The sequence below is a fragment of the Pyrobaculum islandicum DSM 4184 genome, from assembly GCF_000015205.1.
GTDB lineage: Archaea > Thermoproteota > Thermoprotei > Thermoproteales > Thermoproteaceae > Pyrobaculum > Pyrobaculum islandicum.
Window position 1 is genome coordinate 508,828 of the sequence record NC_008701.1, and the last position, 13,308, is coordinate 522,135.

General features: G+C 41.5%; 20 protein-coding genes. 6 read left to right on the top strand and 14 right to left on the bottom strand.

From position 1 onward, the window contains the following. Window positions 1–2: 2 nt before the first annotated feature. The 3 genes from PISL_RS02815 to PISL_RS02825 are packed head-to-tail and all read right to left on the bottom strand — an operon-like array spanning window position 3 to window position 1,594. Window positions 3–527, bottom strand: a complete 525-nt coding sequence (locus PISL_RS02815) for an NTPase (protein ID WP_011762302.1) — start codon at window positions 525–527, stop codon at window positions 3–5. A gap of 43 nt (window positions 528–570) precedes the next feature. Continuing rightward, entirely contained in the window at window positions 571–1,359 is a 789-nt protein-coding gene (locus PISL_RS02820) for a polyprenyl synthetase family protein (RefSeq protein WP_011762303.1), read from the bottom strand. Window positions 1,360–1,405: 46 nt separating this feature from the next. Continuing rightward, window positions 1,406–1,594 carry an HTH domain-containing protein gene (locus PISL_RS02825; RefSeq protein ID WP_011762304.1) on the bottom strand — a complete coding sequence of 63 codons (189 nt, stop codon included), beginning with the start codon at window positions 1,592–1,594 and terminating at the stop codon, window positions 1,406–1,408. 82 nt (window positions 1,595–1,676) lie between these two features. On the opposite strand from PISL_RS02825, the gene ribH reads away from it, so the two are divergent. Then, on the top strand, window positions 1,677–2,129 hold the full coding sequence (gene ribH / locus PISL_RS02830) for a 6,7-dimethyl-8-ribityllumazine synthase (RefSeq protein WP_053240289.1): 453 nt from the start codon (window positions 1,677–1,679) through the stop codon (window positions 2,127–2,129). 9 nt (window positions 2,130–2,138) lie between these two features. Here ribH and ilvC read toward each other — a convergent pair whose 3' ends face one another. The 4 genes from ilvC to PISL_RS02850 are packed head-to-tail and all read right to left on the bottom strand — an operon-like array spanning window position 2,139 to window position 5,606. Beyond that, the gene (gene ilvC / locus PISL_RS02835) at window positions 2,139–3,134 is read right to left on the bottom strand and encodes a ketol-acid reductoisomerase (RefSeq protein WP_011762306.1); all 996 of its coding nucleotides are present in this window, start codon (window positions 3,132–3,134) and stop codon (window positions 2,139–2,141) included. A gap of 12 nt (window positions 3,135–3,146) precedes the next feature. Continuing rightward, window positions 3,147–3,377: an ACT domain-containing protein gene (locus tag PISL_RS02840; protein ID WP_011762307.1), complete on the bottom strand. Its 231-nt coding sequence runs from the start codon at window positions 3,375–3,377 to the stop codon at window positions 3,147–3,149. Beyond that, on the bottom strand, window positions 3,370–5,139 hold the full coding sequence (ilvB, locus tag PISL_RS02845) for a biosynthetic-type acetolactate synthase large subunit (protein ID WP_167827711.1): 1,770 nt from the start codon (window positions 5,137–5,139) through the stop codon (window positions 3,370–3,372). Before ilvB ends, PISL_RS02840 begins: the two co-directional genes overlap by 8 nt. A 17-nt stretch (window positions 5,140–5,156) precedes the next feature. Further along, window positions 5,157–5,606, bottom strand: coding sequence for an NUDIX hydrolase (locus PISL_RS02850; RefSeq protein WP_011762309.1), 450 nt, complete (start codon window positions 5,604–5,606; stop codon window positions 5,157–5,159). Between the two features lie 44 nt (window positions 5,607–5,650). On the opposite strand from PISL_RS02850, the gene PISL_RS02855 reads away from it, so the two are divergent. Continuing rightward, a complete protein-coding gene (locus PISL_RS02855; protein WP_011762310.1) occupies window positions 5,651–6,151 on the top strand; it encodes a hypothetical protein in 501 nt (166 codons plus the stop codon). On the opposite strand, the gene PISL_RS02860 is transcribed toward PISL_RS02855, so the two are convergent. The 3 genes from PISL_RS02860 to PISL_RS02870 are packed head-to-tail and all read right to left on the bottom strand — an operon-like array spanning window position 6,125 to window position 7,894. Continuing rightward, window positions 6,125–6,397 carry a hypothetical protein gene (locus tag PISL_RS02860; protein ID WP_011762311.1) on the bottom strand — a complete coding sequence of 91 codons (273 nt, stop codon included), beginning with the start codon at window positions 6,395–6,397 and terminating at the stop codon, window positions 6,125–6,127. The genes PISL_RS02855 and PISL_RS02860 overlap by 27 nt on opposite strands. A 7-nt stretch (window positions 6,398–6,404) precedes the next feature. After that, window positions 6,405–6,590 (bottom strand): hypothetical protein, encoded by a 186-nt coding sequence (locus tag PISL_RS02865; protein ID WP_053240290.1) that lies wholly within the window; start codon window positions 6,588–6,590, stop codon window positions 6,405–6,407. An 11-nt stretch (window positions 6,591–6,601) separates the two neighbouring features. After that, window positions 6,602–7,894 (bottom strand): MBL fold metallo-hydrolase, encoded by a 1,293-nt coding sequence (locus PISL_RS02870; protein ID WP_011762312.1) that lies wholly within the window; start codon window positions 7,892–7,894, stop codon window positions 6,602–6,604. 55 nt (window positions 7,895–7,949) lie between these two features. Here PISL_RS02870 and PISL_RS11505 point away from each other — a divergent pair, with 55 nt between their 5' ends. The 3 genes from PISL_RS11505 to PISL_RS02880 are packed head-to-tail and all read left to right on the top strand — an operon-like array spanning window position 7,950 to window position 9,195. Beyond that, window positions 7,950–8,075, top strand: a complete 126-nt coding sequence (locus tag PISL_RS11505; protein ID WP_280531781.1) for a hypothetical protein — start codon at window positions 7,950–7,952, stop codon at window positions 8,073–8,075. A 29-nt stretch (window positions 8,076–8,104) separates the two neighbouring features. Continuing rightward, on the top strand, window positions 8,105–8,476 hold the full coding sequence (gene rplX, locus PISL_RS02875; RefSeq protein ID WP_011762313.1) for a 50S ribosomal protein L24: 372 nt from the start codon (window positions 8,105–8,107) through the stop codon (window positions 8,474–8,476). A 2-nt stretch (window positions 8,477–8,478) separates the two neighbouring features. Then, window positions 8,479–9,195: a 30S ribosomal protein S4e gene (locus tag PISL_RS02880; RefSeq protein ID WP_011762314.1), complete on the top strand. Its 717-nt coding sequence runs from the start codon at window positions 8,479–8,481 to the stop codon at window positions 9,193–9,195. On the opposite strand, the gene PISL_RS02885 is transcribed toward PISL_RS02880, so the two are convergent. From PISL_RS02885 to PISL_RS02895, 3 genes are read right to left on the bottom strand one after another with little or no spacing between them, the layout of a single operon-like run. After that, on the bottom strand, window positions 9,192–9,620 hold the full coding sequence (locus tag PISL_RS02885) for a hypothetical protein (RefSeq protein WP_011762315.1): 429 nt from the start codon (window positions 9,618–9,620) through the stop codon (window positions 9,192–9,194). The two genes, PISL_RS02880 and PISL_RS02885, sit on opposite strands and share 4 nt — an antisense overlap. 23 nt (window positions 9,621–9,643) lie before the next feature. Then, the gene (locus PISL_RS02890) at window positions 9,644–10,615 is read right to left on the bottom strand and encodes an ABC transporter ATP-binding protein (protein WP_011762316.1); all 972 of its coding nucleotides are present in this window, start codon (window positions 10,613–10,615) and stop codon (window positions 9,644–9,646) included. A gap of 1 nt (window position 10,616) precedes the next feature. Next, a complete protein-coding gene (locus tag PISL_RS02895; protein WP_011762317.1) occupies window positions 10,617–11,585 on the bottom strand; it encodes an ABC transporter ATP-binding protein in 969 nt (322 codons plus the stop codon). A gap of 48 nt (window positions 11,586–11,633) precedes the next feature. On the opposite strand from PISL_RS02895, the gene PISL_RS02900 reads away from it, so the two are divergent. Next, window positions 11,634–12,404, top strand: a complete 771-nt coding sequence (locus tag PISL_RS02900) for a PfkB family carbohydrate kinase (RefSeq protein WP_011762318.1) — start codon at window positions 11,634–11,636, stop codon at window positions 12,402–12,404. Here PISL_RS02900 and PISL_RS02905 read toward each other — a convergent pair. Beyond that, entirely contained in the window at window positions 12,382–13,242 is an 861-nt protein-coding gene (locus PISL_RS02905; RefSeq protein ID WP_011762319.1) for a CBS domain-containing protein, read from the bottom strand. The two genes, PISL_RS02900 and PISL_RS02905, sit on opposite strands and share 23 nt — an antisense overlap. Between the last annotated feature and the right edge of the window lie 66 nt (window positions 13,243–13,308).

The window sequence follows — 13,308 nt, forward strand, 5'->3', positions numbered from 1 at the left end:
GGCTATATAGAAAGTCCTAATCGTTTGAGTACTTGTTTATATGTCATTTCCCAGTTTTCTCTCGTAAGCCAAATGACCTCAAACCCCAATCTTTTCGCGATACCTATATAGTTCCTATGTATGGTCGCTAAAATTCTCGGGGTATTTGATACTACTTCTTCCAAGTCAGTTGTGAAATTTGGGCACTTGAATTCCATGGCGCCAATTTCATCAACTATAGCTAAGTTGCATGGCTTATGTCGCAAGGCCTTGCTTATAAGAGTACACGTACCTAGATTAATTACATATTTGCCGACGGAAGGCATGCCAATTCCTTCTCTGGCAAAGGGCTTTCTCTCCCCGGAGTTGACATCTATTATATCAAATCCTATTCTTTTTCCGCCATCTCTTACTTCTACTGTTATAAACCCACATATGGCAAATTTAGATTTAGCTACTTCCAATACCTTTGTTACTAGTGTTGTTTTTCCAACACCCGGCATACCGGAGATTCCTAATTTAAGTTCAGCCCTTTCACGCAACGTCATATATTCGGCTTAGTCTAGCTTCATCATATGTCTTGGAGATATATCAAGATATAAAACTTCTTGATGGCGTTAAAGTACCTTCTAGTGCTTTTTCAATAATACCTTTTATAAGTCTTTCAAATGGGGTGAATGTCTCGCCTAATGTACTTTTTAATTTCATTAACATTTTCTTTATTTCTATCGCGATATTTACCATATCGTCTTTTTCTCTTTTCTCGTCGCTATAGTCATCTGAATACTGATATAATATGCCAAGCAAGCGACCTAGTTTTGTAGCGGTATCAAAAAGTTCTCTTCTACCTAATAGAATGATCGGCAACACCAGCGTGGCCTCAATGAGCGGTGCAGTTTTAAACTCTGCGGCTTTTTTGTATTCGCCGTCAAGATCTAAGGCTTGCCCTATTGATAGTCTCTGTGCGACATCTGCTAGATATTCTACAACTTCTGGCCCAAGCTGCAACGCCCTTTTTATAGACTCTGCAATAATCCAGTCGCTTGCTACTATAGATCTTCCATCCCCATATAATGCCCGTGGCGTCTTAACCCCTCTTCTTTCGTCGTGTTTGTCCATGACATCGTCCTGAAGTAAAGATACAATATGTAATAACTCTACTATAGCCGCTGCTTGTATAATCTTTGTTTCAAATATAGACTTTCTGTCAAGACTATAGGAAAATGTGAGAAGGAGAATAGGCCTAAGGAGTTTTCCTGGGGTCTCTATGTAGTAACGTATAACGTCGCGAAGAGATCTAGGCTCAACACTCTTTCCAACGTTTTGGAGAAGTTCTCTGACTTGTTCGAGCGCCGTTAGAATCTCGCGAGGTAATGACACGGGTAAAAAATCTTTGTGGATTAAATACTAAGCTTTCGCAAAAATATTACTTTGCTCTATAGCGGCCTTCTGCTGTTTTCTCTACCTTTCCCTCTCTCACAAGCCTGGTGAGTTGTGCTCTTACAATTGCTACTTTTTCTACACCTAGGACTTTTGCTATTTCTTCTGCTGTAAATTCTTTACCTTTATTCTGGGACAGATATTCGTATATTTTAGCTTTTACGCCAGATGGCATAAATAAAAATAAAGTCCGCAATATTTAAAGATTTAAGGCGAGAGCGGCGCCAACTTTAATAATGGTGTTGTATCGTTCCTATATGGTTAAACTCGCGCTTGTAGTAGCAGAGTTTAACTACGATATTACACAACTAATGTTACAAAAAGCTCTTGAACATGCGAAGTTTTTAGGCGCTGAGGTCACGTATGTAGTTAAAGTCCCTGGTGTTTTTGACATACCAATGGTGTTAAAAGAGTTGGCGTCGAAAAACGATGTTGATGCGATTGCCACACTTGGCGCGGTGATACAAGGCGCGACAAAACATGACGAAATAGTCGCTACTCAAGCTGCTAGGAAAATACTAGATATCGCAGTTGAAGTGGACAAGCCTATTACTCTCGGGATTATTGGACATGGCGCAAATAGAATACAGGCGCTTGAGAGAGTAGAAGAGTATGCCAGACGTGCTGTAGAGGCAGCTGTAAAATTAGCGAGAAGAAAGAGAGCTCTAAAGGAGGCGAAATATACAGGTTCGACGGTGTATATAGACTAGCGCAATAAACTACTCTTGCTGCCGTCCAAATAACAGCTTTCTCATCTCGGCGCCTACTATCTCTATGGGGTGGGTTCTTGCAGACTCCATCAACTTTTTTAGTGTGAGACCACCTCTTGCATATTCCTCGACCCACTCCTTGGCAAATTCGCCGCTTTTTACACGAAGTGCAAAGATCCGCATTTTTTTCTTTACTTCTTCGTCAATTATTTTAGGCCCCACTGTTAAACCTCCGTATTTAGCGGTGTCGGAGACGCCGTTTAACATTCCGTAGATACCTCTTTGCCATATTAAGTCCATGATGAGTTTGGCCTCGTTTAAAACCTCGAAATAGGCCACCTCTGGTTGATACCCCATTTCTACAAGCACCTCAAACCCCTTTTTGATCAACTCCATAAGTCCGCCCACTAATACGATCTGTTCGCCTATCAAATCTGTTTCCGTCTCTTCGGCAAATGTAGTTTCAATAACTCCTGCCCTGGTTGCGCCAATGCCCTTGGCTATAGCAAGCGCATATTTCAAAGCCGCGCCGCTGTAATCTTGGTGTACTGCTACAAGCGCAGGCACCCCTCTTCCTGCCAAAAATTCCTCTCTAACGGCCTTACCCGGCGCCTTAGGTGCAACCATTATTACGTCGACATTTTTAGGCGGTTTTATAAGGCCGTAGTGTATGTTAAAGCCGTGGGCAAAGTCAACTACGGCGCCCTCTTTTAAAAATGGTGCTATCTGGTTTTGCCACACCTTTGGTTGTTCCATATCGGGAATCAACACCATTATTACATCTGCTTGCGCAACAGCATCACTAACTTCGTATACTTCAAACCCCTCCGAAACTGCTAGATTCCACGAGTTGCCCCCCTTTCTTAAACCAATTATTACTTTCAGCCCGCTGTCTCTTAGGTTTAAAGCCTGTGCCCTGCCTTGTATGCCATATCCGATTACTGCTATAGTCTTCCCCTTTAGAGGCTCTAAAGATGCGTCTTTGTCAGTATAGATCTTTGCCATATCTATAAAACTCTAGCTGTTTATATATTCTTCTATTTTTAACACCTCGGGTAATTTATCCAGCTTAGCAACTAGCCATCGAACTTCATCTGGAGGTCCCTCTACTCTCATGTAAATCTTATACATAGAGTCCTCTAGTGTTACAGACATGTTAATCAGTTGGACTTTTGCTCTGCGCGTAATTGCTATAACGCGGCCAAGGGCGTCTAAAGACTTTGGCACAATTATGTTAATATTACTCATACGTCAATTTGACATCCATACCTGGCGGTAATATTGCGGAAGTTAACCAATCGCCAGGCTTAACCCACGGTAGCACTATGTCGTATTCGCTATCAATCGTCAAGTCCACTATCAAAGGTTCGTTATTTCTCAACGCTTTTGCCACAGCTTTCTCTAGCTGTTCGTAACTCTCTGGCCTAATTGCATCTATATCGTACGCCTCTGCTATCTTTAAGAAGTCGGGCCTCTTGCTAAACTCAGTCGCAATTATTCTCCTCTGGTATAGGTATATCTGCCATTGTTTAACTAACTGCAAAGCTCTGTTGTCAAAAATTACGACCACTATGGGCAAGTTATAATCTCTTACGAGAGCTAGATTGTTCATAGTCATCTGGAAGGATCCATCTCCGTCAATACACAAGACAGGTCTCTCTCTTGCGGCTAGTTTAGCTCCTAACGCGGCCGGGACGCAGAAGCCCATTGTGCCTAGCCCAGCGGATGTTATAAATGTCCCAGGTTCATAGACGTCCCATACAATTTCTGCCCACATCTGATGCGAGCCAACGCCAGTGACAGTAATCGTATCTCTAGGAGCCGCGGCCCTTAGGATTTTCAACGCCTTCCACGGATGAAATGCCGGCGTTGACGCCGATATCTTAGCCATGGTTTCTTCATATTTTTTTCGAATTTCTAGGAGCCAATCTATAAATTTCTGATTTCTAAAACTTGATACGTGTATGTAGTCTAGTAGTAGTCTTAGTGTTTCTTTTGCATCTCCTACTATGCCTATAGTTGGTTTTACATTTTTACCTATCTCGCTTTTATCTATATCAATATGGATTAGCTTAATTCTGCCGCTCTTTACATATTCTATCAACTCTTTGAAACGTCCCCACGTCCTATCGCTAAATCTAGTGCCCACTGCTAATATGACATCTGCATTTGCTAACGCGGCATCGGCCTCAGCCCGGCCATGCATACCGGCGGGTCCCATGTATAGCGGAAAGTCGTGGGGTATTGCCGCTTTGCCAGGTAGAGTAGAAACGATGGGCGCGTATAGAGTTTTTGCAAGCTCTAAAACCTCTGGAGTGGCGCCTGACCACAACACGCCGCCTCCTACAAGAATTACTGGTCTTTCGGCCTCCGATAGATATTTAGCTGCAAGTCTAGTTTTATCTACATCTGGCGGAGGCGGTATAAACTTCTCTCTATTTACAACGATTTTATCCTCGTAATCGGGTGCAGGGGCAATTTGGATATCTCTGGGGAGATCTATTAATGTAGGCCCAGGTCTTCCTAAGATTGAAATCTCATAGGCTGTTTTAAACGCTGAAGAAGCTTCTGAGGGTTTTCTAACCTGGTATACAAATTTTGTAATTGGAGTTACCACGCCTAGGATATCTGTTTCTTGGAATCCGTCTCTCCCAAATATGTTTGTAGCTACCTGTCCCGTGATTACTACTAGAGGCGTAGAGTCCATATATGCGTTGGTTAGCCCAGTCACGACGTTTGTAGCCCCTGGACCGCTTGTAACAGCTACAACAGCCGGCTTCCCTGAAACTCTAGCATAGCCTTCTGCCGCGTGCATTGCGCCTTGTTCGTGGCGAAATAGGATAGGCTCTATCTCTTGGTCGTATAATGCATCATATAACGTCATTATAGACCCGCCGGGTATTCCCAAGATATGTTTTATCTTATAGGCTTTGAATGTTTCAACTAGTTTGTCTACAACTCGTTTTGAATCCCCGTTTCGAGCCCCGAAATTACCCCCGACATTAGCTATGCAAAAAATACAAATATTTAAACGTTCTTCCCTCTATATAGAGTATTTATAGCTCTTGTAGCCAATTTTATTACATTTCGCACATTTGGATACGTCTCTATGCTGTCTATATCTGATATGTCAATCCACATGCCACTTCTTAGAACACCTCCCACCTCTCTTACTAAGTAAATGAGATCGAAATGTATATGCACCTCCTCTGGGTATTGTACAACCTCCTCTAATATGACAAAGGGAAGCGGCCTTTCAACAACATTATCGTCTTTTATGCCGTGAACATATCCTATGGGCTCTACTACTAAGCCCGTTTCTTCTTCAAACTCTCTCACAAGAGTTTCTATAGGAGTTTCTCCCTCTTCCACATGCCCGCCTGGGTAGAGATATACGCCAAGTCGCCTGTGTTTTACCATTAAGACTCTGTCGTCCCTTATCAATACACCGCTAGCAACGACACATTTCTTAACCATGAGTCTTATCAATAAGTTTTTAAAATGTGAGATGGTACCAGTAAGTGTTTAGTAAGATAAAATTGGGAATTGAAGAATGGAGGAGACTAGAGACAGACCTCATGAGAATATCTTCAGGAGAGCCCCTCGAGATAATTATTAACCTTACTCTGGTGGCTACTGAAGAGGGAGAGGAGTATGAGGAAGACGAAGAAGAGTATCATCACCATACATTTGAAGAGAATGAATTTACAAAGGAAGTTGCAAAACTGATGGACCACATAGCACAAACCTATGGCGTACACATCCATCCACATCTACATAGTAACCATGGCAGTGTTATGTTTGCAGTGAAGGGGGCTCCAAAAGACCTTATAAAAACGCTAAGAGATACTGTGGAATATATAAAGCTCAATTGTGAGAAATGTATACTACATACACTAGATGGCGAGTTTCACATAGGCGAAGATTTAGCAGCTATATATTTTGGCGATGCGTATAAGGTAACTTTTATCCTACCTGCTGAAGACGGCAGAAGGCTAAAAATCCACGAAATTCATCTTTAGTTTTATGCAGTTAATTACATCCAAGACCTCTCTCTCCTTTATCTTTTCCATATCTTCAAGAGATATATGCGGATAACCGCCTATCCATATATGCCTATGGATAAAGGAACTATCTTCCACACTCCACACGCACTTCCTCTCCTTGATTTTGTCTAAGTCGTTGACGTGTATAACCACATCGCAATCGCACTGAGTCGGGCATCCAAGAATCTTCGCCAACAGCGACGGCCCTCTTACAACCGGCACGCCGAGCTTATATATTTCCCAGTAAAGTTCGCACTTGTAATTCTTTCTCTATAAAATTTAAGTCTATATCATCGTCCTCTAGGATAATATAAATATCTCTGAGGGAGATCTTCTTCTTACGTAACATCTTAGGGGACACTTCCACAAGCTCCGGCACTAAAGTATCGTCGATCTTTTTTACAAATATCTTCACATTAAACAAAGCTACTCTTTTAAACTACTGATGCGAACTTCTTCCCCTGGCGCTGTTGGGAGATAGATGTTATCATATCCCTCGTTTATAAGGCGTCGGATTAATACTGATGCAGATAGAGGATCTGTGTGTACAAGTATGATCTTCGTATCTCTAGAGAACCTCTTTATAAAATGCTCTAATTCCCTCCTCCCAGCATGTGCGCTGAAGTCAAACCATTCAAGTCTTGCGTCAACTTTTATTATTGTACCATCAACTACAGCGTATCCTTTGCTTAAAATTTCAAACCCAGGCGTATTTGGAGCTTGGAAAGATGGTAGGAATATACCATTTTTCTTGTTTTGTGCCATCTTTTTGAAGTAATATAAAGCAGCGCCGCCTTTTAACATGCCTGCTGGGGCTATAATCACTGAATGTTCCTCTAGCGCCCCTTTTCTCACATACGCGCTAGGTACCTCTATAGCTACTTCTAGGGCTTTTTTATAAAGGCCGGGGTCTCTTAACAGATGTGGATATCTCGCAATGATTTGATTTATCTGTCTCGCAAGTCCATCGATATATATTGGGTATTTATCTACGCCATGTTTCACCAGCGTTAGTAAAATCTCCTGTGCTCTACCTAGTGCAAAAGACGGTATTAACACAGAGCCGCCGCCCTCTAAAGTTTCTCTTACAGCCTGTATAAAATCTCTTTCAAGTTTCTCGCGTGGTGGATGATCCGTAGAGGCATATGTCGCCTCCATTATTATAACGTCGGGGTTTTTCGGCAAGTTATATACATCAGCCCCCCTAAGTAGGTTTGTATCCACTGTGTTGAAGTCGCCTGTAAAAACCACAACCCAACCCTCCACTTCAACTACGCCTATTGCACTCCCAGGTATATGACCGGCGTTATAGATTGTTAAAACAGCGTCTCTACCAATTTCTACGGGCTCGCCGTATATAAGAGGTATAGCGCTTGCCATGGTTTCTCTAACCTCTTCTTGCGTATAAGGCAGATAATATCCAGAGAGTTTTATTGCATCTGTATACATCAAATCGCTTAGCTCCATAGTAAGAGATGTCGAATAAATAGGAGTCCTAGACGAAATATAGAGTAAAGGAAGTCCGCCGCTGTGATCCAAGTGGGCATGGCTGAGAAAAACCGCTGTGAGGTCTCGCGGGCGTATGTGAAGCGGAAATACCGGCCTGCCTTGTGCGTCAAAAGATACGCCGTAGTCTAGCAATATGCCATTTGACGCTGTTTTTAAAAAAACAGCTAGTCTACCTACCTCGCCTGCGCCGCCTAAGAATCTTATCTTCACAAACCTGCCGTAGTTTAGAAATAAAACTATTTTTAGAGGGGTGTCTCCTAACCTTGTGGAAGAAGTCAGTAGGTACCTAGACAGAATAGTCGAAATAAATAGAAGAATTCTTAGAGAGCTGGAAGAGATAAACGAAGTACTAGCAAAAGCTAGGGAAAGAGAGCTCGGGAAGCGCAGATAAATTTATATATCAATCTACTGGGGCGTCTCATGCCGTTTACTACATCTATACAGCCTAGACGACAACGGCTTAGCCTATACACGGCGCCGCTACATTTAAGACATAAGCTATTCAATGCAAAGCTCTCACCTGATTTACAGAAAAAATTGGGCGTAAAAAGACTTCCTGTAAGACGCGGCGATACGGTTATGATAATGAGAGGGGATTTCAAAGGTGTTACCGGCAAAGTCGTTAAAGTAGATCTTAAGAAGGTGAGAATATATGTAGAGGGAGCTACCAGGACAAATAGCAAGGGTCAAACCGTGTATTACCCAATACATCCCTCTAAAGTGATGATAATAGATATCGATACATCGGATAAGATTAGACAGAAAATAATACAGAGAAGAAAGAAGGAGTAGATATGGTACATCTACGTCGTACAACTGCACCATACTGGTGGCCTATACCGCGGAAGATCGGAGGAGTATGGGTAGTAAGATCTTCTCCAGGGCCCCATAGTCTTGCCTATTCGTTGCCACTTGCAATAATCATAAGAGACGTACTAAAATATGCTAAGACAATGCGTGAAGCAAGATATATAATATCGAGAGGATATGTAAAAATCGACGGCGTTATTAGAAAAGACTATAAGTTCCCAGTGGGTCTTATGGACGTTGTAGAAATCGTGCCAACGGGAGAAATTTACAGAGTTGTGCCAGACGAGAAAAAGTATTATGCCCTCATTCCTATTTCTTCAGAAGAGGCAACGTTGAAATTGCTAAGGGTAGAGGGGAAAACTGCAGTAAAAGGTGGTAAGTTGCAACTACATTTCCACGATGGTAGAAACTTAATAGTATCTCAAGACGTAGGTCGTCATATAAAAACCTTTGATACTGTGCTATACGATTTACAGAATAAAAATATAAAAATGCATATACCATTTAAGCTGGGAGCCTATGCTGTAGTCACCCGCGGTGGTAATGTAGGCTTCTCTGGAAAATTATATGAAATTGTTTGGACACTAAAAAGAAGACAGTCCGTTGTCGCGTTAAAAAGAAATGAAGAAGTGAGAAGAACAATTCTAGATTACATAATGATAACAGGATCTGAAGCTCCTGTTATAAAAATCTCTCCTTAATCAGCAGGAGGCTTCTCTTCTGTATAAACCTCAGCCATCTTCTTCGATAAGATTCTCTCCTCGGCTTTCCAATACGCATCTCCGTAGTAATCAAGAGCTTTTCCTATATCACTTAGGCTAATGGCTATAGGTTCATACACTCGCACGACGTCGCCCTCCACAACCCACCCCTCTACAACGCCCCCTACTGCCCAATCGTATTTTGCATTTATCACATACCGTCTTTCAAACGTAGACCCTCTGACTTTAATGTATACAGTAGCTATGCCAAATTCTGTAAAAAACCGTGATACTACATCCCGATATCTCTCGTTAGCCTTAGGAGATGGCACCCTCTCAAGATATATTATATCTTCTCGCTTTAAGTCTTCTTCAAGAAGTTGTAGAAGTTTCGAGACAGGCTGGCCTGTTCTTTCAATTCGCATAGTATGTGTTAACACTACGTTATTTATTTATTATACAGCCAACAAGCTACGTAATGTCCGCTCTTCACCTCTATTAATTTGGGTTCTTCTTTGTCGCATTTGCCTTTTATCGCATAGGGACATCGAGGATGAAAACGACAGCCAGACGGCGGATTTAACAAACTAGGCGGCTCGCCAGGCGGCACTTTTCTAACCTTAAATCTATTAGAGGGATCTGGATCAGGCAGAGCCTCTATTAGAGCTTGAGTATATGGATGTAAAGGCTCCTTTATAACATCTCTAAATCTACCATACTCTACAACCTTTCCAGCATACATAACTAATATTTTGTCAGATAAATATTTCGCAGTGGCTATATCGTGGGTAATGTACATCATTGTAATGCCGTATTTAGTCTGTAAGGATCGCATGAGAGAAAGTATCTCTGCTCTAATAGATACGTCGAGCATTGAGACGGGCTCGTCGGCAACAATAAACTTGGGTCTTGTAATAAGCGCTCTCGCAATACCCACACGCTGTCTCTGACCGCCGCTCAACATGTGTGGATATTTTCTGAGGAAGTCTTCAGGCGGTACAAGTTTTACCTCCTCTAGAGCTTTTATGACAAATTCATACCTCTCTTTGGGATCTACGCCTCTGAGTATAAGCGGCTCCTCTAGTATATACTGTACTGTATGATATGGGTTTAAAGAACTGAAGGGGTCTTGAAACACCATTGCGGTTGAAAATCTATACCACCTAAGTTCAGACTCTGGAAGATACGTAACATCTTTGCCTTCAAATACTATCCTGCCAGAGGTGGGCTTTATAAGTCTCAAAATTGTCCTTCCTAGTGTAGTCTTTCCAGATCCCGACTCTCCAATCACTGCTAAAACCTCGCCTTTTTCCATTGAGAAGCTAACTCCATCTACCGCTTTCACATATCTCACAGGGCTAAAAAGTCCCCTTTTTACAGGAAACCATGTCTTAAGTTCTTTAACTTCTAACAACGACATATTAATACAACCAGCATGCAACCTCGCTTTCTTCTATATGTTTCATTACAGGTTCTTCTTTGTCGCATTTGCCTTTTATCGCATAGGGACATCGGGGATGAAAACGACAGCCAGACGGCGGCGTGATGAGACTAGGTACATCGCCTGGGATATATTCTATAGTCTTTTCTTCACGTAATGTAGGCACAGCAGCAAGTAGTTTCTGTGAGTATGGATGTTTTGGTTTATAGAAAAAGACATCCGCAGGCGCTAGTTCTACAAGTTTTCCGGCATACATAACGCCAATTTTGTCGGCTATTTCAGAGGCTAAAGCTATATCGTGAGTAATAAGGATGTATGATAAATTATATTTTGTTTTTAGTTCTTTTAATAAATTCATAATATTTGCTTGAGTAATTACATCAAGAGCAGAAGTTGGCTCATCTAGAATTATTAACTTTGGTTTCATCATAATGGCCATAGCAATTACTACTCTCTGTTTCATGCCTCCAGAAAGTTCAAAAGGATATCTCATTAATACATCTTTAGTAAGGCCTACGGAACGGAGAGCTTCTTCGGAAATTTTTAAAGCTTCATCTTCTGAAAGACCAAGATGTAAGACTAGGGGCTCTATCATTTGGTCACGCACTCTCAATACAGGATTCAGGGCGTTCATAGACGCTTGAAACACCATAGATATTTTCTTCCAACGTATCTTTCTCCTAATTTCCTCCTCGCTCATCTTCATCAAGTCTATAGTTCCTAATTCGTCGTCATAAAAGAAAATTTCTCCGCCGATTTCAGCGACATTACGTGGCAACAGTCTTATTATTGTAAATGCTAGTGAACTTTTGCCACTACCGCTTTCGCCTACAAGAGCCATAGCCTCCCCCTTGTTTAACCTAAAGGAAATTCCGTCAACAGCTCTCACAACACCTCTAGATGTGCTGTAATACATCTTTACATTGCGTAGCTCGAGTAAAGGCGGCATAAAACGCTCTAAATAATACTATATATATTTATTTCGTTCTTGCCATGTGTGGAAGTAACAATAGTGGGTAATCCAACAATTGACATCATATACACAAACAAAGGTATTTTTAAGAGATACGGCGGGCCTACATATTATGCATCTCTTGCACTAGCCGCACTATATAATAATGTAAGAGTCTTAGGTGTTGTATCATCGGAAGTAGCAATGGAACTAAGAAAAATATTTCAAGAAATGGGTGTAAAAGCCGATTTAATAGAGGCGGACGTCACTACAACATTTGAGCTAGACTACAGAACAAAGCCCAGGAATGTTAGACTAGTAAAAAAGCCTTCGAGAGGTATAGAGAGAGTAGAGGGGGACATTGTAATTTTGTCCCCAGTGTATGACGAGCTTAGGGATGCAGAGATACGTGCAAGAATTGTTGTGGCAGACCTACAGGGGTATTTACGTGCTAAAATACCGCTCCCTGATGCAAATTTGGTACATTTTTCATATGACGATATACAAATGTCGATGAAAGAACTCCTAAATTTCGCTAAGAGATGGCTATATGTTGTATATACACTTGGCGAAGAGGGCTCATATGTTGTTATGGGTAGCAAATTGTATTATATAAACAGTGCAAGACTTAACGTAGAGGATGTCACAGGTAGTGGCGACGTATTTCTAGCGGTTTTAACCCTCTACCACTATATAAGAGGCATGGATTTATTAGCTTCGGTATGTGAGGCTAGTAAGTATACGGCTGGGTTTTTAATAACTAGAAGAGTCCAGCGGTACGAGTATGATTGTACTATACAAGTTGTTCAAGAGTAGCTATTCTTCTGAGAATATCTGTTCTAGTTATAATACCGACCAACCTGTCTTCAGAATCTACTACCAACAGTCTGCCAATACCCCCCGCGACCATTAAACGTATTGCCTCATGTATGTCTTCATCCTCATATATAGTTGGAGGATCTTTTACCATTACGTCTTTAACCTTAGCATCAAGTTTACACAAGGATAAAGTCTCCATTAGTTTAGAAGCCATTAGAAGACCAATAGGCTTTCCATTTTCATCTACGACAGGTATGCCCCTGTATCTCTTCTCTATAAATAGCTTTACATAAGGAGCTATTGTATCGTCTGGCTTAGCCACCACAGGATTTGGCGTCATTATGTTTTTCACAGATGTCCTAGGTATAGAGACGATCGAAGTTATTTCTACCAACGCCTCTATATCGGCCTTTATTATCTTTCCAATTAACACTAAGCCGTTAGGAAGAGGTCCTATTCTTACCTCTCGTTCTATGTATTCTGTTAAATCCCCTATAACGCGCATTGAAGCAAGAGGTTTATCTGACAGCAAACCTATTAGAGTTACATCTAATGCGTATCCGATGACGTTACTAAGCGAAACTATAGGCACAGAGAACGTTTGACGAGATAACATATCTGTGGCTTTTGAAGTAGGTATGTACCCGCCGTGAGGCCCCGCTTTACTTATCACAAGTCCCATAGACTTGAGAATTGAGAGCATATTACGCACATAGCCCTCGTGTATACCCAACGCGCTCGCAATATCTTTAGATTTAACGGGAGTATTCCCTTTATTATATAGTTCAACAAGCACTTTTAATACACTATATACGGAGTCGGAAAAGTTAACCATCTTTTAGAATTTACCCCCCAATATAAATATACTTCTGTAGGCAGATTATATATGCTTCAGCGATCG

Bases quoted from the DNA above. Each gene is read 5' to 3' on its own strand.
- PISL_RS02815 (WP_011762302.1), bottom strand. From the start codon at position 527: ATGACGTTGCGTGAAAGGGCTGAACTTAAATTAGGAATCTCCGGTATG.
- PISL_RS02825 (WP_011762304.1), bottom strand. From the start codon at position 1,594: ATGCCATCTGGCGTAAAAGCTAAAATATACGAATATCTGTCCCAGAAT.
- ribH (WP_053240289.1), top strand. From the start codon at position 1,677: ATGGTTAAACTCGCGCTTGTAGTAGCAGAGTTTAACTACGATATTACA.
- ilvC (WP_011762306.1), bottom strand. From the start codon at position 3,134: ATGGCAAAGATCTATACTGACAAAGACGCATCTTTAGAGCCTCTAAAG.
- PISL_RS02840 (WP_011762307.1), bottom strand. From the start codon at position 3,377: ATGAGTAATATTAACATAATTGTGCCAAAGTCTTTAGACGCCCTTGGC.
- PISL_RS02850 (WP_011762309.1), bottom strand. From the start codon at position 5,606: ATGGTTAAGAAATGTGTCGTTGCTAGCGGTGTATTGATAAGGGACGAC.
- rplX (WP_011762313.1), top strand. From the start codon at position 8,105: ATGCCGTTTACTACATCTATACAGCCTAGACGACAACGGCTTAGCCTA.
- PISL_RS02880 (WP_011762314.1), top strand. From the start codon at position 8,479: ATGGTACATCTACGTCGTACAACTGCACCATACTGGTGGCCTATACCG.
- PISL_RS02885 (WP_011762315.1), bottom strand. From the start codon at position 9,620: ATGCGAATTGAAAGAACAGGCCAGCCTGTCTCGAAACTTCTACAACTT.
- PISL_RS02890 (WP_011762316.1), bottom strand. From the start codon at position 10,615: ATGTCGTTGTTAGAAGTTAAAGAACTTAAGACATGGTTTCCTGTAAAA.
- PISL_RS02895 (WP_011762317.1), bottom strand. From the start codon at position 11,585: ATGCCGCCTTTACTCGAGCTACGCAATGTAAAGATGTATTACAGCACA.
- PISL_RS02905 (WP_011762319.1), bottom strand. From the start codon at position 13,242: ATGGTTAACTTTTCCGACTCCGTATATAGTGTATTAAAAGTGCTTGTT.